The following is a 20,547-nucleotide window of genomic DNA, read 5'->3' on the forward strand; positions in this document are numbered from 1 at the left end:
TATTAATAACTTTTGCTAAAAACAATAATAATCAATCTCATTATCTTTCTCTGTTTTTAAAGTCATTACTTAAATATAAAACTATATTAGTTTGATTATATTTTCACGTTCTTTTCGATAAGAATTGAGACTTCTTCTCATTTAATCGCTACAATATTCCTAAATCCCATTAAGTGATAGAGAATTAAAATGAGCCATAATCTTGCTTTATTGCCCAAAGATGAAATGGATAAGGTTAACGTTGACTTATTGGCATCAGGCGTTGCATTCAAAGAACGCTATAATATTGCCATTCTTGCCGACGCTGTGGAGCGGGAACAACCCGAGCATTTAAGGGAATATTTTAGAGAAAGGCTGGTCTATTACCGCCAATTATCACAAAATTTCTCGCGGTTACCATACGAACCCAGAAATCGTTAAGAAAAAAGAGGGGCATCTCCCTCTTTTTCATTATCAGATATTCAATTGCAAATATTTGAAATTGAATAAAACCAAATTATTTGGATGTGTTATAAGTCACTGTATTGTTTTGGCAATCCACTGAAACAGAATAATGGAGGTCAGATTTTGCCCCTCTTACCACTAAGGGAACTGTGTAGCCTGTATCTGTTTTAGTTACTTCATTATCATTAACCCAAGCAACGGCTTTTTTACCTAGTGCGGCTTTTTCTTCCGTCCAGCGTGGTAGACGATTATGCATAAAATCACTTTTAACCTGAGCCGCAATTTGTGACTCTGTTAGTGCGCCACAGCTCACAAATGGTGCAGCCTTACCTTCTTCCTTATTAACACTTAACGCAAATGAACTAAAAACAAGAGCGCACGTTCCTAAAGCAATCGCTATTTTTTTATTCGCTTCCATACTCTCCTCCGACACCTAATTATTAGGTGAATATTTTTGATTAGTTTAGCTGCTCATTTAAGCCTATAAGAAGGTATTAAATTTGCGCGTTGTCTGTGAATTATTTTCTAACGACATTAATAAACAGAATGACTTAACTAATATTAATCTATCAGATTCATGTATGGATGTTAATAGTATGTTTACTTATTATTAATTTTCATCATCAAAACGTACATGCACTTGCTCTTTACCTTGATGTTTCTCACGAATTTCTTGTGCAACGAGTGCGATTGCTTCTCCACTACTCATACCATCAGCCATTAATTGGTGAATTTTTTCCACCGCTTCTTGCTGTTCTTCATGATTAAGTGCAGGGATCCCTGATAACATGGTTTAAACCTCATTCATAAAAGACTAAAATTAATCTTTAAGATTTTAACATCTCTTCGATTATTAAGATAAGAATATCTGTTAGTCTGGTTAGAGTCACTTGCGAAAAAATAAACTTATCACCATGATTATTAATAAAATTCAGTTACCATATAGCCCAACAGCGGCAATCGATTATTTTACGCCACTCGCTCACCAACCTTGGGCGATGCTATTGCACTCGGGCAATGCGAAACACTCACACAATCGTTTTGATATTATTGTCGCTGATCCAATAGCAACACTCACAACCTATCAAACACAAACAACAATTACCGAACAGAATCAAGAACCTATTATTTCTGGAGCATCGCCATTCGCCTTGCTTCAAACACAACTTGATAAGCACCATGCAAACCAAATATTGGATAATACATTGCCATTTAATGGCGGGGCATTGGGTATCTGGAGCTACGACCTTGGCCGCCGTATTGAAAAAATCCCAGAAATCGCGAAAACTGAATTAACATTTCCCGATATGGCAGTCGGCATCTATTTATGGGCGCTGATTGTTGATCACCAAGATAAAACCGTCACATTAATTAGTCATCAAGATGCTGAAGCTCGCCTAACTTGGTTGCAAAACCAAAAAGCCCCCCGCAAAAATAAATTTAAGCTCAATACCCCCTGGCAATCCAATATGACCGAGGATGAGTATCAGCAAAATATTGCTCGCATCCATGAATATTTGCGTAGTGGTGATTGTTATCAAATCAATTTAGCACAGCGATTTAAAGCAAAATATAAAGGAGATGAATGGAACGCTTTCCTAGCCTTGCTTGAAACGAATGGCGCCCCATTCTCTTCCTTTATACGTCTACCAGAAAATGCCGTCATTAGCATTTCCCCTGAGCGCTTTATTTTATTGAAAGATGGCGATATCCAAACCCGCCCGATTAAAGGCACACTTCCGCGTTTAGACGATGAACAAGACGACTTGGCTCAAGCGCAAAAGCTGGCTAACTCACCTAAAGATCGCGCTGAGAACTTAATGATTGTTGATTTATTACGTAATGATATCGGACGAGTAGCGAAACCAGGTACCGTTAAAGTGCCTGAATTGTTTATGGTTGAACCCTTCCCTGCCGTTCATCATCTCGTGAGCACAATTACGGCAAGATTAGATAATCCATATCGAGCCACCGACCTACTACAAGCTTGTTTTCCTGGCGGTTCCATTACAGGCGCACCAAAAATTCGAGCAATGGAAATTATTGAAGAATTAGAACCTCATCGACGGCATGGATATTGTGGCGCAATAGGCTATATTAGTTTCTGTGGCAATATGGACACCAATATCACTATCCGAACCTTACTAACCTATAAAAAGCAGATTTACTGCTGGGCAGGCGGTGGTATTGTGGCAGACAGCCAAGCTGACAAAGAATATCAAGAAACTTTTGATAAATTGAGCCTTATTCTACCTCTATTAGGAGCGTTAAATTCGGATGACCGAGCTGAATAACTTTATCAACCGTTTTCAGTTTACTTTACCGACAACCCGTCAGGCACAGCGCCAGACGGGTAAGTCGGCTGCGGTTTTATTACCTATTATTAATAAACCTAATCCAACCCTGCTACTGACCCAGCGCTCACCATTTTTACGTTCTCATGCAGGGCAAGTAGCCTTTCCAGGTGGCGCAAAAGATCCCGAAGATGGCTCATTAATTCATACTGCGCTGCGCGAAACTTTTGAAGAAGTCGCCATCCCACCGGAAAAAGTGAAGGTACTGGGGCAATTAGCACCGTTGCAAAGTTATGGTGGTTATGAGGTCACCCCCATTGTTGGCTTGCTGCCTGCCAATATTCAATATCAAGCAAACCCTAGTGAAGTCGCCTCTATCTTTGAAGTTCCACTTTTTGATGCACTGTCATTGCGACAACATAAATATGTGGATATCAAACGCTCAGGCCGTGAAAATCGAATTTTTTTCTATTGGTATAACGGCCATCTCGTTTGGGGTTTAACTGCATCCATTCTTCATCAATTAGCATTGCAACTAGATTAACTCTTGCAATATAAACCACTGAATAAAATTAATTTTTCAAACAAAAATTTTACATTGACTTTTATCTGCTTCCCTATCATTCCTAATTTTTTTAATGTGGCTGTATAAATTTAAAGCAAAACACAAGCAGATTGTGCTATTTACAATCAATTATTCCTAAGCAACTACCTTATTTCAAAAAATACTTTAAACTTACTGGTTAACACTACTAAATAACAGTAAAGTAGCGCCTTTTAAAATAAAGCACTCTATTTTCAACTTTTTTTAAGGAGTCCTGCGTGATAAGCGTTTTCGACATGTTTAAAGTGGGCATTGGCCCGTCAAGCTCTCATACCGTTGGTCCAATGAAAGCTGGTAAAGAATTTGTCGATGATTTAGTGAGCAAGAATCTATTACCTAACGTCACCCGTATCTCTGTTGACGTCTATGGGTCATTATCGCTTACTGGTAAAGGGCACCATACTGATATCGCCATTATTATGGGGCTGGCAGGTAACTTACCTGCCACCGTTGACATTGAATCTATCCCAACTTTTATCAAAACGGTAGAAGACACCGAAAAACTGCCTTTAGCGAATGGAGCTAAATCAGTTGATTTCCCACGTGAAGGTGGCATGAATTTCCGTCAGGATAACCTAGAGCTACACGAAAATGGCATGACTATTCATGCATTTGCAGGAAATGACGAAATTTATACTAAAACCTATTATTCAATTGGTGGCGGCTTTATCGTTGATGAAGAACACTTCGGTGAATCAACGGTTGATAGCAAGCCAGTATCCTATCCATTTAATTCAGCAAATGAATTGTTGCTAAATTGCAAAAAATCAGGTTTATCAATTTCCAGCCTGATGATGAAAAATGAACTCGACCTTCACTCAAAAGAAGAGATTGACGACTATTTCGCAGATGTATGGCATACCATGCAAGCATGTATTGAACGGGGCTTAAATACAGAAGGTGTGTTACCTGGCCCATTACGCGTACCGCGTCGTGCGCCTGCATTAAACCGTGTGGTCACATCATCAAGCAAGTTATCGAATGACCCAATGAATGTCATTGACCTCATTAATATGTATGCCCTCGCAGTAAATGAGGAAAATGCGGCGGGTGGACGTGTCGTTACTGCCCCAACTAACGGAGCATGTGGGATTGTTCCTGCTGTTTTGGCTTACTACAACCACTGTATTGAGCCAGTTACACCTGAACTTTATCTACGTTATTTCTTAGCGTCTGGCGCTATTGGTATTCTCTATAAAATGAATGCGTCTATTTCAGGTGCAGAAGTGGGTTGCCAAGGTGAAGTTGGTGTTGCTTGTTCGATGGCCGCTGCTGGCCTAGCAGAATTACTCGGCGGTAGCCCAGAGCAAGTGTGTATCGCCGCTGAAATTGGCATGGAACACAACTTAGGTCTTACTTGTGATCCTGTTGCAGGTCAAGTTCAAGTCCCTTGCATCGAACGCAATGCAATAGCCTCCGTTAAAGCAGTCAATGCAGCAAGAATGGCTATCCGTAGAACCAGTGAGCCTCGAGTCTCATTGGATAAAGTGATTGAAACCATGTATGAAACAGGCAAAGACATGAACGCAAAATACCGTGAAACCTCTCGCGGTGGTTTAGCTATCAAAGTGCAATGTGACTGATTAAGCCTGTTTATTCCTACAAAGCGCCCTTTTTTTCATTCGAAGGGCGTTTTTTCTTCCTCTCCCATACAATATTATTCACTTTTATTCACTAAGCCCCCGCATTACCAACAAATTTTTTTAATCAATTCACCATACTAGCCCAACGATTTTCACCTTATTCCATTCAATTTCGACTATGTGTTCAATCTCAAATCAAGACTATTTTATTCTAAAAACCAATTTTGTTAGTTCTCTCTGATTAATATTTATCATACAAAACAGTCTATTTTTCACTCAAAAAATCAATACCAAACACTTTTATATTCGCATTTTGTTACCGATAACAATAATTTACTCTGAAAAATAATTATTACTCAGAGCTAATACATAACAAAAAACAAATAAAAAGATAATAATCGCAAATTATTAAGTGCTTTTAGGTATATTCTTATTTTTCTGACGCGAAACAAGTTTTTAGGTTAAAACAAAATGATATGCTACAAATGTACTTCATACTAATAATTCAAATAGCTGACTCGTGACCGCCATAAGTAAATTGTCATTATTCAGCTAATATTATGATACAGGGGAAATTGATAAAAAGGAGTCTAACTTTAGTGTCCGATTTATCTACAGATAATATTTCGTTTTTATCTATCAATGAGGGAAAAATAGTGAGTATAGCTATTATGATTGGTACCCACGGAGTCGCCGCTGAGCAGCTTCTCCGAACCACCGAAATGTTAATTGGCGAGCAAGACAATGTCTCGTTTATTGACTTTATCCCTGGGGAAAACGCAGACACCCTGTTTGAAAAGTACACTCAAAAGTTAACGGATTTAGATACCTCAAAAGGGGTGCTATTCCTTGTCGATACTTGGGGAGGTAGCCCATTCAACGCTGCTAGCCGTATTGTGAATGAAGATGATAATTACGATATTATCACAGGTGTGAATGTCCCAATGCTGGTTGAAACCTTCATGTGCCGCGATGATGACCCATCTTTGGATGAGCTTATCACTGTTGCATTAGAAACAGGTCGTGGCGGAGTTCGTTCATTCAAATTTAAAGAAGTTGAAGCACAACCTGCACCTGCTGCTGCAAGTACCCCACCTCTGGCTCCTGCCAGAAAAGCGGGACCTGGCGAACATATGGTGATCGCCCTTGCTCGCGTCGATGACCGTTTAATTCATGGCCAAGTTGCAACGCGCTGGACAAAAGAGACCCAAGTCAAACGTATTATCGTCGTTAGTGATGAAGTCGCCAAAGACCAAGTCCGTTCAACACTGTTAAAACAAGTTGCGCCTCCAGGTGTCACTGCTCACGTTGTTGACGTTGCAAAATGTGTCCGCGTCTATAACAACCCGAAATATGCGGGTGAGCGTGTAATGTTATTATTTACTAACCCGACTGACGTAAAACGTATTGTTGAGGAAGGCGTAGAAGTTAAATCCGTCAATATTGGTGGTATGGCCTATCATGAAGGTAAAACCATGGTAACCAATGCCGTTTCTATCAACCAAACTGACATTGATGCCTTTAATTATTTGAATGACAAAAATATTGAGTTAGAAGTTCGTAAAGTTTCATCTGACAGTAAAGTCTTCATGATGGACTTAATCAATAAGCTCAAAAAATAATGTGTTATCAAACTTTTAATTTTGCTTTTTAAACCATTACTCAAACAGATTTTAAAACTTGTTGGTTACAGGAGATTAAACAATGGAACTTACCGTTGTTCAAATAGTACTGGTTTTCATCGTAGCATGTATCGCTGGTATGGGGTCAATTCTCGATGAATTCCAGTTTCACCGCCCTCTCGTTGCCTGTACGCTTATCGGTATCGTTCTGGGAGACATGAAAACGGGTATCATCATCGGTGGTACGCTAGAGATGATCGCGTTAGGTTGGATGAATATCGGTGCGGCTGTTGCCCCTGATGCGGCTTTAGCCTCCATCATCTCAACTATCTTAGTTATCGCAGGTGGTCAAAGCATTGGTGCAGGTATTGCCTTAGCAATTCCACTGGCCGCTGCGGGACAAGTATTAACTATCATCGTTCGTACTATCACCGTTGCTTTCCAGCACGCGGCTGACCGCGCTGCAATCAGTGGCAACCTAACATCACTAAGCATTATCCACGTCAGCGCATTAGTGCTGCAAGCGATGCGTGTTGCAATCCCTGCGCTGATTGTTGCTGTTTCCGTTGGTACGTCTGAGGTTCAACACTTATTAAGCTCCATTCCTGAAGTTGTGACCAGCGGTTTGAACATTGCAGGTGGTATGATCGTCGTGGTCGGTTATGCAATGGTTATCAATATGATGCGTGCTGGCTACTTAATGCCATTCTTCTATTTAGGCTTTGTCACTGCCGCATTTACAAACTTCAACCTTGTTGCCCTTGGGGTTATCGGTGTGGTTATGGCTGTTCTGTATATCCAGCTCAGTCCAAAATATAACAAATCGCAAGTTGTTGTCACACAAGGCAATAGCAACAATAACCTTGATAACGAATTAGACTAGGAGGAGCACAAACATGGTTGATACAACTCAGTCTACAGAGAAGAAACTGACACAGAGCGATATTCGCGGCGTGTTCCTGCGTTCCAACTTATTCCAAGGTTCTTGGAACTTTGAACGGATGCAAGCCCTTGGTTTTTGTTTCTCAATGGTGCCTGTTATCCGTCGTCTTTATCCAGAAAATAATGACGATAGAAAACAAGCGATTAAACGTCACCTTGAGTTCTTTAATACCCACCCATATGTTGCTGCTCCTGTTCTTGGTGTGACCATGGCGATGGAAGAGCAACGTGCCAATGGTGCTGATATTGATGATGGTGCAATAAACGGTATCAAAGTTGGTTTGATGGGGCCTTTAGCGGGTGTTGGTGACCCTATATTCTGGGGAACTGTTCGCCCTGTGTTCGCAGCATTAGGTGCGGGTATCGCGATGACAGGTAGCTTACTTGGCCCTGTCCTATTCTTCGTTTTGTTTAACCTAGTTCGTTTATTAACTCGTTACTATGGTGTTGCATACGGATATAAGAAAGGGATTGATATCGTTCAAGATATGGGTGGTGGCTTCCTGCAAAAACTGACGGAGGGAGCATCGATACTCGGTTTATTCGTTATGGGGGCCCTTGTGAACAAATGGACCCATGTGAATATCCCGCTCGAGGTTTCGCGCATTAAAAACCAAACCACGGGTGTTGAAGATATTACAACCGTCCAGATGATCCTTGACCAATTAATGCCAGGCTTAGTCCCTCTTCTGCTTACATTTGGGTGTATGTGGTTATTACGCCGTAAAGTCAATGCGCTGTGGATTATTATTGGCTTCTTCGGTTTGGGTATTTTAGGTGCTTGGCTGAAATTCTTGGCGCCATAATTTTCTCATAATATTTTACTCGGGAGGTTGCGGCCTCCCTTTTTTAATTTTAAGCTTTGCCATATGTTTACTTAGTCAAGGGCGCACCAATGACTTTAAATGATGTTATTCTCGCCATTATCATTTTGATCATGCTTGTATATGCTATTTATGATGAATTTATTCAGCATTTGCTAAAAGGGAAAACGCTATTAAAAATTAACTTAAAACGAAAACATCGCGTTGATGCCATTATTTTTATTGTCTTAATCTGTATTGTAATTTATACAAATATTGTTCGACATGGTAATTTATTAACCACTTATTTATTAATGATTACTATATTTATGTCAATCTACTTGGCGTTTATTAGAACACCTAAGCTATTCTTTAAACAAACTGGTTTTTATTTTGCCAATACCTTTATTTCCTACGATAGAATAAAAGCAATGAACTTATCTGAAGATGGTATTCTTATAATAGGTTTAGAGCAAAAGAAAATTCACATTCAAGTTTCACATCTTGATGATTTACAAAGAATTTATGAATTCCTTATAAATCATAAGTAATCATTATATATATTCATAAGAATACTAAGGTTAATTAAAAATATAATTAACCTTTTTTTTCTCATTAACTCAATTGATAATAATTCTCACTACCGTTTAATATCCACAATTAATTAAGTGTTGCCTTTAAAATAAAATGTGGTATCTTTCTTTCCACGTCATTGGGGAGTAGCCTGTTCTGGATATATATATTCCAGAAAGTCCGTATCAACATACTCGTTTGATTTCAAACGTGGTGCGGACACCATAATCTGGTTGGCAAGACCATAGACACATAAATACACCTTAGGTTGGGGGTAGTTTATGTGTATATGGAAACACCCAACCGAGGTTATGTTATGAGTTTTTACGCTACCCTTGTCTTAGCCCTCGCGCTATCAATGGACGCATTTGCAGTTGCTATTTGCAAAGGTGCCGTCCTGCATAAACCCCGTTTTAGAGAGATCCTCCGTACTGGTTTCATTTTTGGCTTCATAGAAGCTATCACTCCTATCATTGGTTGGGGAATTGGTATTCTTGCTAGCCAGTACGTTATCCGCTGGGATCACTGGATTGCATTCGCGTTATTATTTGTTTTAGGTGCTCGCATGATTTGGCAGAGTCTTAAAACAAAAGATGAAGAATGCTGTTCAAAACCTTCAAGCCACAGCTCTACTAGCCTTATTTTTTCAGCGATTGCAACGAGCTTAGATGCCATGGCAATCGGCTTAGGCTTAGCTTTCTTGCAGGTAGATATTGTCCACACTGCGATGACCATTGGCTTAATGACCATGATTATGGCAACTATCGGTATGATGATTGGCCGTTATGTAGGTCCATTATTAGGAAAAAAAGCAGAGATTATCGGCGGGTTAGTGTTAATTGGAATCGGGTTCAATATCTTATTTGAACACCTCGAATTATTTATGTACGCACCATAATAATTTATTGCCCCCTACACTTCTCTTAGGGGGCTTTACCAACATTAGTCCGCTTGGTATTGATACACTCGAATTAAAAAGTCTGCTGTATAATCTTTCACTTTCGCTTGCTTCAGATGTTGCTTCACTTCTTCAGATGCTCGCCACGCAAATGGTGTCATCGCTAACAGTTCATAAGCTTCGCTGCCAGTCAGCACCATTTTATAATTTAATTGGCTCTCATCCAGTAATTTAAAATTCGGCAAATTTTCGTCTTTAGCGGGGTGCAATTTAACTTCATCGTAGATAAGGGCTTTTAATTCTTGCAGATGTTCCGCTGCTGGCGTGACAGTGACTAAAATACCATTATCGATTAATACTCGACTTAATTCTTCCGCTTTACAAGGCGCGTAAATACGGACAACCGCTCCTAAGCTTGACTCAGGAAAAGGTAAACGGTGGCTAGTGCCTACACAGAAATTAACTAATTTATAGCGTTTGGCCGCATAACGAATTGCTACCTTTGATACATCCAACCCAAAAACTTGGGTGCTCCCAAATTTATTTTGCAGTATTTGCCCAAAATAGTCAGTGTAATACCCTTCACCACAGCCGATATCCAATACCGATAAATGACTTGAAGGTAAATATTGGACCAGTTTCTTAGCCACTTGATCTCGCATTGGCTGATAATGCCCTGCATCAAGGAATTGACGCCGCGCTTGCATCATTTCTGCGCTATCACCTGGATCTTTCGAGCGCTTATGTTGCACAGGTAGTAAATTAACATACCCTTCTTTAGCACAATCAAATTGGTGATTGGCTTCGCAACGATAACTATTGTGAGTTTGTAAGAGAGGCGTAAAACAAAGTGGGCATTGATAATTCATAAAGGTCACTGATCGCAAAATAATAGCCAGTATACCATATAAGCAACGATGCAGCGCCATGGAAAATATCCCATGGCACCGTGACGTTAGCGAATTTTATAACTGATTATTTCGCTGATTTGCTTTTTTCAGCACGCTTTTCTTTAACAACTTGCTTCTCAGCTTTCGCGTTCAAATGAGACGATTTAGCCACTTGATGTGATTGCGCAATAGGTGAAACAGGCTCAGATTTGACGGTTGTGTTTGCTAATGCTGCACCAGAAATAGCAAATGATAATCCAGTTGCGATTGCGACTAATTTTTTCATTTTTTCTACCTTTAAATTTGATCTAGGACTTACGTTAAAATACAAAGATATTTGTCACAGTTTATTGGTTCTATATTGCTTTGCTGGTTTCTTCAGTTTTACTTTTATCCTCTTTTTTCTCGGCTTTTAATTTATTAGCATGGTGGGTTTTCGCAGTATGCTGAACTTTAGCAGCATGAGTAACAGGCTCAGTTTTTACTGCCGTATTCGTATTCGCCAGAGCGGCACCAGAAACAGCAATAGACATAACCGTTGCAATTGCTAATAACGTTTTCATTTTTGTACCTTAGAATTTTAAAGCAAGGATGTTCTTGCAACACTAATAAATCACAAATGAACATTCCCCCACAATAGGACAAATTTAAAGATTTATAAATTTTTTATAGGTTATTTTGGTAAGTAAATATTTTCAGTTTGTTGATTGTTTATTTACTTTATTTTTAGCTGATTACCATTATTTAAAATAAAAAAACACAAATAAAAACAATCAATTAAAAAAACCCTTATTTGATTTCAATTTTTTATTTAAATTATCCATTTAAAATCAATTAATTTGTTGTCCTCTTTTTTTATTTTTTAGCTTAATTTTAACTGTTAATACTTTATAACTTGCTTTCCCCCTTTGTTTTTGGTTTTAATCAAATGATGTGTAATGACATTATTTAGGTAAAAAAATGCAAATTCGATTAGCAACACCAAAAGAAGCCAAACGGTTATGGTTTATTCGTAATCAAGCCATTCGCCATGGCTGTAAAACAAGCTATGAAACACAAACGATTTACAATTGGACACCTGATGAAATGCCACTAAGCTACATAAAAATGGTTGAGAACAATCCCTTTTTTGTTGCTGTAAATGAATACGATGACGCTGTATCAACTGGCTTTTTAAATTTAGAATCAAATAGTATTGATGCGATATTCACGCTGCCAGAGTATATGGGATATGGTGCAGCAGGCTTAATATTGGATGCAATAAAGGCCGAAGCGAAAAAACGAAAAATAAAAACCCTAACCTTAGACTCATCACCGAATGCAGAGCGTTTTTACCAAAAACACGGTTTTACGTCTATTTGCCATGATAATTATTATTCTGCACTCGCTCAGGTTAATTTAGCCTGTATACGAATGAAAATAGAGTTATAAGATAAAAGAAAAAGCCGTTAGCGTGTTAACGGCTTTATTCATTGCAAGTTATCTGATTAGTTCACTAAAAATCTGCAAATTCAGGGATTGGCTTACGTCCATGGGATTCAAGAAAATCCAACACTCGACGGGGAGCCACATTTAAAATTTGTGATTGAGGGAAATCAATCGATTCCAACATTTCCACTACGCGATCAAAACGCCCTAAATAGCCTGCAAAATGGGAATCAGAACCCAACGCAACCCACCCCCCTGCTTCTTTCACTGCTTTTGCAATCTCGAGACAATTTTGTTGACTGCCCGCTCTCGAGTGCAAAAAAGATGAATTATTCATTTCTAGCGCAACATTACACTCTTTAGCTGCTTGGGCAACGGCTTTGATATCAATAGGATATTTGGGATTACCGGGATGTGTAATAATGTGTACTTTTCCACTGCGAATAGTGGCAATCATTGCTTCGGTATTATCTGCAAGACTTTGTGGTTCAAGAACAGGTTCATGAAAACCTGCTAAAATAATGTCTAAGTGGCGAGCAATTTTTTCATTACAGTCTGTTTCACCTAGCTTATTTTTAATATTGGCCTCAATGCCATACAGTAAGCCAACGCCATCAACAATCCGCGGTAAAATGGGCATATTACCAAAATGCCATTCGTGCGGTGCATCCTGCATTTCAGGGCCATGATCGGTGATTGCAAATAGCTTTACACCACGGCTCGCCGCCTCAGCAAAATATTCATTAACGGTACTGTATGCGTGGGTGCTGGCAATGGTATGGGCGTGTAAATCAACTTGATACATAAATAATATCCTTCTCATTCTACTATTCGCCTTCTGAGTCTATCCGCTCAGAAAAGGTTCAACCAAGCTAACATATCAACGTAAAGGTTTCGATAGTCATTCACTTAAACAGCACTTTATCAACACATTGTAATATATTGCATATAATCCGAAATTATTTTTAGGATAAAAAACCCGCAATCAATGCGGGTTAAAATATGTTGAATAAAAAATTAATTTAATCCACTAAGACGCGTTTATTGGTAGCCCCCCAAAGGATGGACATTTCTGTAAATAGTGCACCGCTGATGTCTTCAACTTCTTCAGCCGTAACTTCTTCATTACCTTGTTTACCAAAGAAAACCACTTCATCACCTGGGCGGACTTGTTTTATATCAGTCACATCTACCATCACAGTATTCATTGAAGTTTTTCCTAATACGGGTACTTTCTGGCCATTGATAAGCACATGCCCTGTATTACTAAATACACGACGATAACCATCAGCATAACCAACAGGAATATTCGCTAAAACAGAATCACGTTTCAGTGTAAAGGTACGGTCATATCCAACCGTATTGCCTTTCGGATAATGATTTACTGAAGCAATGTTTGATTTCAATGTCATCACACGTTTGTAGTCGTTGGTTGCAATGGTATCACCATAAAAAATACCACCAACACGCACCATATCTAACCATGATTCAGGCACAGTAATTGTTGCATAAGTATTCGCAACATGCAGTGTGACATCTTCGCGTTTTAACCCCGTTATATTCAATACTTGCTGAGATTCTTTATTAAATTTAGCGAGATCTTTACGAATTTGTGCGTCATCTTCTTCTGGGTAATGGGACATAATGCCGACAATTTTTAAATTTGGTAATTGTGAAATTAGCTTAGCTTCATTAAGGCCCAAGGGCGTACTCACCTCTAACCCGTTACGCGACATACCTGCAGAGTTTAACGCAAGATGGATGGGGATGACTTTATTTTGCTGTTTCGCAATAGCATTTAAGCGCTGCGCCATTTCTAAATTACCGACCAACTCTTCCGTTTGATACTGTGTTGCTTGCTCCATTTCTTTTTCAGTTGCGCTTCTAACGCGCATTAAACGGCCTTTGAAACCAAGGTCTCTCACGGTTTTTAATTCTTGGTTATTAGTCACGCCAATACATTGCACATTATTGGCAATCATCACTGGCGTCACTAATGATAAATCATGGCCATAAGCATCCCCTTTGAGAACGGCGCACATGGCGGATTTATCCCCTAATAACGCTTGAACTTTTTTGATATTAAAATCCAATGCACTTTGTGAAATTTCAATCCATGAATTATTTACAACAACAGGCTGCACATGCGCAGCTGGCATTGCAATAGACGTGTTATTTGGATTAGTAGGCTGCTGACAAGCGGTTGCTGCAACAAAAAGAGGGAGTAATGCCAGATATTTTAAACGAAATGCCACAAGATTTTCCTTAACTGTTGTCATGTTACCCCAACTCATTATTTTGATGATTGTGGGATATAAAAATATACATGAAATGTATAACTTCTTTGGATGATAGCAATTTAAGGAAATTGAACAAGTAATAATTCACTTTAATTGCATAAAAAACCAAATTATCTTGCGGGATCATTTCGTATTGATAATATAAAGGCATCCATTAAATATCAGATGCCTAAACACTGTTATTCCCTGATTAATCCCTATTTAGGCATTAATCCCCTTCATACCCTCAACAGAATATCGGGATCCCACTGGTTGAAAATGCTCAAGGACTTGTTTAATTTGATGTAAATCCTCTGAGGTTAAACAAATATCAACTGCGCCAAAGTTGTCTTCAAGATGTTTTACTTTATTAGTCCCCGGTATTGGCACAATGTTATCTCCTTGAGCCAGTAACCACGCCAGTGAAATCTGTGCAGGAGAACATGATTTTTGCTCCGCCATCTGAATAATAAAATCAGATAATGTGCTGTTAGCTTTGAGGTTTTCAGATGTAAAACGTGGTAATCCCTTTCGAAAATCGCCACTTTCAAACGAACTCTGATCATTAAAACGACCCGTTAAGAAACCACGCCCTAAAGGGGAATACGGCACAAAACCAATACCCAGTTCTTTGCAAGTTGGCAAAATTTCAGCTTCAACATCACGCGTCCAAAGGGAATATTCTGTTTGGACTGCGCTAACGGGAAACACAGCATGAGCCTGTTTAAGCGTAGCCGCGCTCACTTCTGATAACCCTATATGGGCAATTTTCCCCTCAGCAACCAATTCAGCCAATGTTTCCATTGTCGTTTCTATTGATGCCTTTGGATCTAAGCGATGAATATAATACAAATCAATACAATCGACACCTAATCGGCGTAGTGAACTTTCACAAGCACTGCGAATATATTGGGCACTATTATCGATTCTACGCTCATATTCCCCTGAGCGGCGTACGATGCCACACTTTGTTGCAACCTTGATATCTACATCCGTCTGTTTAAGAAAATCCCCAATCAATTTTTCGTTATGAAAATTGCCATATGTATCGGCAGTATCTAGCATTGTGCAACCAAGTTCAGCCGCCTTATGTAGTACATCCATCGCCGCTTGGTCATCTTGAGGTCCATAGAACTCACTCATTCCCATGCAACCTAGCCCAATTGCCGAAACTTCGAGCCCATTTCCTAAAATACGTTTATTCATCATCTGCCCCTTGGTTTATTTAGCGTATTTCAGTATATTTTCCTAAAATAACGATTCATATGAGCAATATTAACAATCAATTTTCCAAAAATGGAAAATGGATGAGAAAAAATAGATGAACTGGGATGATGCCAAAATATTTTTAGCTATTGCACGAGAAGGCACACTAAGTGCTGCATCCAAGGTATTAAAACTGGGTATTGCAACGACATCACGGCGTTTAGAACGACTCGAAGAAGCATTAGGCGTTCGATTATTCACCCGCGATCAGCTTGGTTATAAGCTTACGGATGAAGGAAGTGCGTTAATTTCACAGGCAGAGGCTTTAGAGCAAGCAGGCTTCGCGTTTAGCTATGCTGCGCACAAAAAGAGTGAAAGCGTTATGGGGCATGTTTGCTTAGCAACCGCACAAGGCTTAGCTGACCACCTTATTATCCCTGCTCTACCATCGCTAACTGACGTTAACCCTAATCTAACCCTCGAAATTGTCACAAGCGTTTCAACCGTTAATTTGCATAGACGAGATGCCGATATTGCTCTACGTATGGTTAGACCTGAGAGTGGAAATTTGCGGATCCGCAAATTAGGTATCCTTGGCTTCGGTCTTTATGCCTCAGAAAGCTATTTACAACGTAGGCAAAACCCAGATAGGCCTAACACCTTAGAACATGATGATTTTATAGGTTGGTCTGAAACACAACAGCACCTTAATTCCGCGCAGTGGCTAGAAAGAACGCTCAGAGGAAGACCTTGCCGGTTGACTACGACCACAATGTCAGCTCAATTTAGTGCTGTAAAAACTGGTCTCGGACTTGCGGTTTTACCGCATTTTATTGCAAGAAAAATGGGTTTAATTTGCCTACAGGATGATATTGGCTGCGACCAATCAATTTGGTTAGCCATTCATTCTGACCTCGCCCATTCACGACGAGTACGTGTTGTCGCCGATTTCTTGACCGCATTAGTTTCTGATAATCAAGAAAAATTGATGTCATAAAAAAGCCCATTTTTACATGGGCTTAAGTCGTTATTTTGCTAGTCAGTGCCAGCTGATTCTTATTGCGGGATTATTCCCACTCTAATTGTCAATGAGTAGGTATTACCAATATATAACAGTTAATTATAAGGCTAATTTTACTTGATACCATCACCCATGCCATGCGCAGGATTTTTTTGATTTTTTGCTGCTTGTCGACGTTTTAGTTCAACTTTGGCCCAGGCTGAGGATTCTTGCATATCACGACGAAGCTCTTGTATCTATTCAACACTAAGCCGTCGAGGACCCGAGGTAATTCTATCCATCTTGTGCCTCCAACTTGTCGCAGTACATTTTAAAACGCATCAAAACATGAGTTACCAGCAAGAAACCTTGGGGATATTTTTAGATTATTTTTCATACACATTTTTAAAATCATCACTTTGCATAAAAATTATACAGAAAGGAATGTCCTCATTAAAGAAATTGATTAAATTATCAGCTTAAAGCGAGCAAATCCTCGATCAAGTAACATGTCCCTACTAGCGACGAATCAGAGTTAATTGTACTAATTCTTATTTTAAAACATGTTTTTTTTCTGAGGTATGCTTACCGATCATGGCAAGCACACTTTTGCTCCAAAGCTTTCTATGATTCAATTAATAAGCTGTAATTTTACGAACGAATTATATTGAAAAATCTAATTTACTAACTATTTTTTAATCTTAATTTAGTTTTTCATCATATGTAAACGACACTGTCATCTAATACACGTTATATTCAAAAAAAGTAACTTTTAAACCTGTTAAGCCAACTCACATTCGTATTATTCCAATAACGTAAATATAAAGTGACGCTAAGATAAATTATTTTGACGACACTTATACGTATATTCCGAATGGTATGCTTGAAGGAAAGTTGATGAATTTTTGCAACATAGCTAATTAACCATGCACATTTTTACTAATCTAATAAGAAAAATGAGCATGCGTACAAATAAAATGTGATACATTAAAAGAATAGTACTAAATTTTTTTCATTAGTTAGTTTTGAATAATTGAAAATTAAGGAATATAGGTAGCAATGAACCCAATTATTAAGGCACAGCTAGATAAATTTAGAGAAGCAAATCCTAATATAACTTATAATGAGTCTAATTTTTTTGAGGTTATGTCAATTTTCTCCATAGAGAATGGTGTACTTGGAGAAAACATTGATCCCTTTAGGGCTCATTTGAAAGGAGATGAATTTGGTATTGATGGAATCGCCATTTCCATACAAGGAACACTTTGTACCGATATTGATGAGGCTGAAGCTATTTTATCTGTTGGAAAAAACCACACATCAGAGTTTCGTTTCTATCAATCAAAAACATCTGACAGTCTAGATTATGGTAACATTTCAAAATTTTTAGACGCAGTATATGATTTTTTTACTGATAAAAAATTTGTTACCGGTACGCAATTAGAAAATCTTATTGAGGTGAAAGAAGAAATATACAAAGAATCAGCTAAAACCAGCCCTTCTTTGAGATGTTATTATTGTACCACTGGTTCTGGTAACATTTCGACATTAATACAACAGTTAATTGATACAAACAAAGCTCGCTTGGCGGACTTAAATATATTTGATGAAATACACATCCAATGCGTAGGCGCCAAAATAATACAAAATGGTTTTCGAGCTGCTACTAATTCATCATCTGCAAAATTAAATTTTCCTAAAGCGATAACAATGCCATCTCATGACAAGGTGGATGAAGCATACATTGGCTATGTTCCTGCATCGGAAATACTAGAGATAGCCCTTGGCGAAGCAGATCAGGACGGTGAGCGCCACATAAATAGATCATTGTTTTATGATAATGTTAGGGATTTCAATCCTAACTCAGAAATTAATAAAACAATTATTTCCGAATTAGAATCAGGTGATAATTCTTCATTTGTTTTCAAAAATAACGGTATAACAGTTGTTTCGAAAAGCATAGACCGAAAAAGTGATACTTTCACCATTGAAGACTACCAAATAGTTAATGGCTGCCAAACCACAAACATATTAGCTCATATTAAAGATAAAATTGATGGCATTTCAGTTCCTTTACGATTGATTGGTTGTAGTGATATCGATTTCATATCTAGTGTCATTATTGGAACGAATCGGCAAAACGAAGTTAAAGAAGATCAATTTTGGGCGATGCGCCCATTCATGAAAGACTTAGAAGAGTATTGCGCCTCACAAACAGGCGATGGAAAAATATTTATAGAACGACGTGATAGCCAGTATCGTGATATTTCAATTGAACGTACACGGATTTTTAAACCGTCTGATCTGATGAAGGCAGCTGCTGCAATGTTTTTCCACCAGCCACATAGAGCGGCACGTGACCATAGAGGTATAAGAAATGAGTTTGCAAATCGTATTTTTACTGAAGGCCACAATGTAGAGCTTTATTATGTTGCTGCTCTTGCACTTTATAAATTTGACTTTCTGGTGCGCACGGCAAAAATAGAACGGTCACGGGCTATTTTCAAATTCTATACTTTATATGCTTTATTTAGAAAACACTGGAAAACACCTGATATTTTGGATGCGCCACCTAAATCGCAGAAAAAAGTAAAAGATGCTGTAGCTTCTGTTTTGAATGACAACGAAATGTTTTTGAATCACGTTGAAGATGTTGCAGTTCAACTTGAACAAATAATATCTGATGCTGGTATGACCAACCGTGAAAAGATTCGAGATTACATAAGAACTGAGAGTGTTGTTACCGCATTTAGTAATAAACTATTCCCTTAATAAGAAGAACTATTAGCTTAAAGAGTAAGCTATTGTGTTAATTAAAACATTGAACAAATAAAAGCCGCCCTCATAGAGGGTGGTTTGCTCTTAATAATAGAAAAATATTACAATGAATTGCGAAAACCGATAGCAAATTGAATCGTGATGACAGACTGACTCCTCTGAAATACCAATGGGACTCAAGGTGATGCTCTACTAACGTAGTTACATCAACCTAATAGCGCTCACGGAATGCGTTAACATCTACGGGCTTACCGACAAGCTCTAATATTTTCACTTTGTCGAGTAGCTTAACTTTCTTGATTCGCGTGTCGCCGTCAACATCAATGATATCGAACGCTGATACGCTCTTGCGCCAAATTAGTGACCATTCGCTGATAAGTTTAATATCGCCCGTATTAGTGAGAATATCTGCGATATCGGCATCAAGCATATTAACCAAGCGCTCTAACACACTATCAGCATCTAACTTCTTGCGCTTGTTACACTGCGGCATAAGCTGTGCGATAGGGTCATGATGCGATAGTCTTTCATCAGTTGGGATGCACGCTTGCAGGCGCTAACTTCGGTATAGCCTGCAGCTAGCGCTGTATTGGTTTGATATATACACTTCATTTGAGCATTAAGCGGTGTGGGTTTTCTGGCTGGTGGCTTACGTGGTTTCTTTGTGGTCATAATCATCACCTCTACGGTTATTATGACCAAACAAAAGATAAACTACAAATCACAATTCATCATATTTGTCTTTACCATTACCAATCAAGTTCAAATAATCCATTGCATAACCCTTTAATTAAATTTACCTTATTCTACCTCCAATTTAGTCTCATGCCATCCTTTAGTATTCCAGCACTCAGCGGCACCAGACAGGCAGCAATTAGCTACTGGTAGCTGCTCTCCGCACTTACCACAACACCGTTTTGATAACTCAGTAATCTCACGCTTGAGCCGTGCATCATCGTTACGAATGAGCATTTGAATGTATTTCGATTCGTCATACAGTTAGCGCCCTGGTCTACGCAATGTACAATTACGCTTAATCATTTCGTGTTCTTCGACTTCTACCAACCACTACATAGAAACAAGACCAGCACTACGCTATGATGTTTTACGTAGTTTTTTGACTCCCATACTAATAAGCTATTTGTTTATTGTTGTAACAAAAAATGACATAAAATCTTATAAGGTTTTTTGTGTGCTAATTAT

Annotated in this window: 22 protein-coding genes, 1 pseudogene and 1 riboswitch; of the genes and pseudogenes, 12 read left to right on the forward strand and 11 right to left on the reverse strand. The window is 38.7% G+C overall.

Translation table 11 applies throughout. From position 1 onward, the window contains the following. The first annotated feature begins 189 nt into the window (after nucleotides 1-189). Complete coding sequence (locus tag M1F05_RS10815; RefSeq protein WP_206086175.1) at nucleotides 190-420, forward strand: DNA polymerase III subunit theta; 231 nt, start codon at nucleotides 190-192, stop codon at nucleotides 418-420. Nucleotides 421-496: 76 nt separating this feature from the next. Here the strand turns inward: M1F05_RS10815 and yebF are convergent, their stop codons facing one another. Beyond that, nucleotides 497-862 (reverse strand): protein YebF, encoded by a 366-nt coding sequence (gene yebF / locus M1F05_RS10820; RefSeq protein WP_206086176.1) that lies wholly within the window; start codon nucleotides 860-862, stop codon nucleotides 497-499. Between the two features lie 192 nt (nucleotides 863-1,054). Continuing rightward, the gene (locus M1F05_RS10825; protein WP_206086177.1) at nucleotides 1,055-1,234 is read right to left on the reverse strand and encodes a YoaH family protein; all 180 of its coding nucleotides are present in this window, start codon (nucleotides 1,232-1,234) and stop codon (nucleotides 1,055-1,057) included. A 124-nt stretch (nucleotides 1,235-1,358) separates the two neighbouring features. On the opposite strand from M1F05_RS10825, the gene pabB reads away from it, so the two are divergent. From pabB to mntP, 8 genes are all read left to right on the forward strand, one after another. Next, complete coding sequence (pabB, locus tag M1F05_RS10830) at nucleotides 1,359-2,738, forward strand: aminodeoxychorismate synthase component 1 (protein ID WP_206086204.1); 1,380 nt, start codon at nucleotides 1,359-1,361, stop codon at nucleotides 2,736-2,738. Then, nucleotides 2,722-3,282 carry a CoA pyrophosphatase gene (locus M1F05_RS10835; protein WP_206086178.1) on the forward strand — a complete coding sequence of 187 codons (561 nt, stop codon included), beginning with the start codon at nucleotides 2,722-2,724 and terminating at the stop codon, nucleotides 3,280-3,282. The genes pabB and M1F05_RS10835 overlap by 17 nt, the downstream gene beginning before the upstream one ends. A gap of 278 nt (nucleotides 3,283-3,560) precedes the next feature. Further along, nucleotides 3,561-4,925 (forward strand): L-serine ammonia-lyase, encoded by a 1,365-nt coding sequence (locus M1F05_RS10840; protein ID WP_206086179.1) that lies wholly within the window; start codon nucleotides 3,561-3,563, stop codon nucleotides 4,923-4,925. A 656-nt stretch (nucleotides 4,926-5,581) separates the two neighbouring features. Then, on the forward strand, nucleotides 5,582-6,547 hold the full coding sequence (manX, locus tag M1F05_RS10845; RefSeq protein ID WP_206086180.1) for a PTS mannose transporter subunit IIAB: 966 nt from the start codon (nucleotides 5,582-5,584) through the stop codon (nucleotides 6,545-6,547). A gap of 82 nt (nucleotides 6,548-6,629) precedes the next feature. Continuing rightward, the gene (locus M1F05_RS10850; protein ID WP_206086181.1) at nucleotides 6,630-7,430 is read left to right on the forward strand and encodes a PTS mannose/fructose/sorbose transporter subunit IIC; all 801 of its coding nucleotides are present in this window, start codon (nucleotides 6,630-6,632) and stop codon (nucleotides 7,428-7,430) included. A gap of 13 nt (nucleotides 7,431-7,443) precedes the next feature. Further along, nucleotides 7,444-8,295, forward strand: coding sequence for a PTS mannose transporter subunit IID (locus M1F05_RS10855; protein ID WP_206086182.1), 852 nt, complete (start codon nucleotides 7,444-7,446; stop codon nucleotides 8,293-8,295). Nucleotides 8,296-8,384: 89 nt separating this feature from the next. Further along, nucleotides 8,385-8,843 (forward strand): DUF986 family protein, encoded by a 459-nt coding sequence (locus tag M1F05_RS10860; RefSeq protein WP_206086183.1) that lies wholly within the window; start codon nucleotides 8,385-8,387, stop codon nucleotides 8,841-8,843. Nucleotides 8,844-8,994: 151 nt separating this feature from the next. Beyond that, nucleotides 8,995-9,181: riboswitch (yybP-ykoY riboswitch) on the forward strand. Continuing rightward, a complete protein-coding gene (mntP, locus tag M1F05_RS10865; RefSeq protein WP_206086184.1) occupies nucleotides 9,182-9,763 on the forward strand; it encodes a manganese efflux pump MntP in 582 nt (193 codons plus the stop codon). Between the two features lie 44 nt (nucleotides 9,764-9,807). Here the strand turns inward: mntP and rlmA are convergent, their stop codons facing one another. The 3 genes from rlmA to M1F05_RS10880 form a co-directional block, all read right to left on the reverse strand. Continuing rightward, nucleotides 9,808-10,632, reverse strand: coding sequence for a 23S rRNA (guanine(745)-N(1))-methyltransferase (rlmA, locus tag M1F05_RS10870; protein ID WP_206086205.1), 825 nt, complete (start codon nucleotides 10,630-10,632; stop codon nucleotides 9,808-9,810). Between the two features lie 106 nt (nucleotides 10,633-10,738). Next, a complete protein-coding gene (locus M1F05_RS10875; RefSeq protein ID WP_206086185.1) occupies nucleotides 10,739-10,939 on the reverse strand; it encodes an acid-shock protein in 201 nt (66 codons plus the stop codon). A gap of 70 nt (nucleotides 10,940-11,009) precedes the next feature. Beyond that, on the reverse strand, nucleotides 11,010-11,216 hold the full coding sequence (locus M1F05_RS10880) for an acid-shock protein (RefSeq protein WP_206086186.1): 207 nt from the start codon (nucleotides 11,214-11,216) through the stop codon (nucleotides 11,010-11,012). A gap of 397 nt (nucleotides 11,217-11,613) precedes the next feature. Here M1F05_RS10880 and M1F05_RS10885 point away from each other — a divergent pair, with 397 nt between their 5' ends. Beyond that, nucleotides 11,614-12,084, forward strand: coding sequence for a GNAT family N-acetyltransferase (locus tag M1F05_RS10885; protein WP_206086187.1), 471 nt, complete (start codon nucleotides 11,614-11,616; stop codon nucleotides 12,082-12,084). Between the two features lie 64 nt (nucleotides 12,085-12,148). On the opposite strand, the gene M1F05_RS10890 is transcribed toward M1F05_RS10885, so the two are convergent. The 3 genes from M1F05_RS10890 to M1F05_RS10900 all read right to left on the reverse strand — a co-directional run bounded on the left by M1F05_RS10890 (nucleotide 12,149) and on the right by M1F05_RS10900 (nucleotide 15,566). After that, nucleotides 12,149-12,886, reverse strand: coding sequence for a phosphatase (locus M1F05_RS10890; RefSeq protein WP_206086188.1), 738 nt, complete (start codon nucleotides 12,884-12,886; stop codon nucleotides 12,149-12,151). 217 nt (nucleotides 12,887-13,103) lie between these two features. Beyond that, nucleotides 13,104-14,360, reverse strand: a complete 1,257-nt coding sequence (gene alr / locus M1F05_RS10895) for an alanine racemase (protein ID WP_412990538.1) — start codon at nucleotides 14,358-14,360, stop codon at nucleotides 13,104-13,106. A 222-nt stretch (nucleotides 14,361-14,582) separates the two neighbouring features. Next, a complete protein-coding gene (locus M1F05_RS10900) occupies nucleotides 14,583-15,566 on the reverse strand; it encodes an aldo/keto reductase (protein WP_206086190.1) in 984 nt (327 codons plus the stop codon). A 115-nt stretch (nucleotides 15,567-15,681) separates the two neighbouring features. On the opposite strand from M1F05_RS10900, the gene M1F05_RS10905 reads away from it, so the two are divergent. Both M1F05_RS10905 and M1F05_RS10910 read left to right on the forward strand, forming a co-directional pair. Next, nucleotides 15,682-16,563, forward strand: a complete 882-nt coding sequence (locus M1F05_RS10905; protein WP_206086191.1) for a LysR family transcriptional regulator — start codon at nucleotides 15,682-15,684, stop codon at nucleotides 16,561-16,563. Between the two features lie 1,062 nt (nucleotides 16,564-17,625). Continuing rightward, nucleotides 17,626-19,338 (forward strand): AIPR family protein, encoded by a 1,713-nt coding sequence (locus M1F05_RS10910; RefSeq protein WP_206086192.1) that lies wholly within the window; start codon nucleotides 17,626-17,628, stop codon nucleotides 19,336-19,338. A gap of 217 nt (nucleotides 19,339-19,555) precedes the next feature. Here the strand turns inward: M1F05_RS10910 and M1F05_RS10915 are convergent, their stop codons facing one another. From M1F05_RS10915 to M1F05_RS10925, 3 genes and pseudogenes are all read right to left on the reverse strand, one after another. Continuing rightward, nucleotides 19,556-19,837 (reverse strand): terminase small subunit, encoded by a 282-nt coding sequence (locus tag M1F05_RS10915; protein WP_241016887.1) that lies wholly within the window; start codon nucleotides 19,835-19,837, stop codon nucleotides 19,556-19,558. Continuing rightward, entirely contained in the window at nucleotides 19,807-20,016 is a 210-nt protein-coding gene (locus M1F05_RS10920; RefSeq protein WP_241016888.1) for a hypothetical protein, read from the reverse strand. The genes M1F05_RS10915 and M1F05_RS10920 overlap by 31 nt, the downstream gene beginning before the upstream one ends. A 129-nt stretch (nucleotides 20,017-20,145) precedes the next feature. After that, nucleotides 20,146-20,412 (reverse strand): annotated as a pseudogene (locus M1F05_RS10925) (hypothetical protein); the annotation flags it as partial. Nucleotides 20,413-20,547: the final 135 nt, after the last annotated feature.

Origin of the sequence: Providencia sp. PROV252 (assembly GCF_033676005.1) — a bacterium.
Lineage (GTDB): Bacteria > Pseudomonadota > Gammaproteobacteria > Enterobacterales > Enterobacteriaceae > Providencia > Providencia vermicola.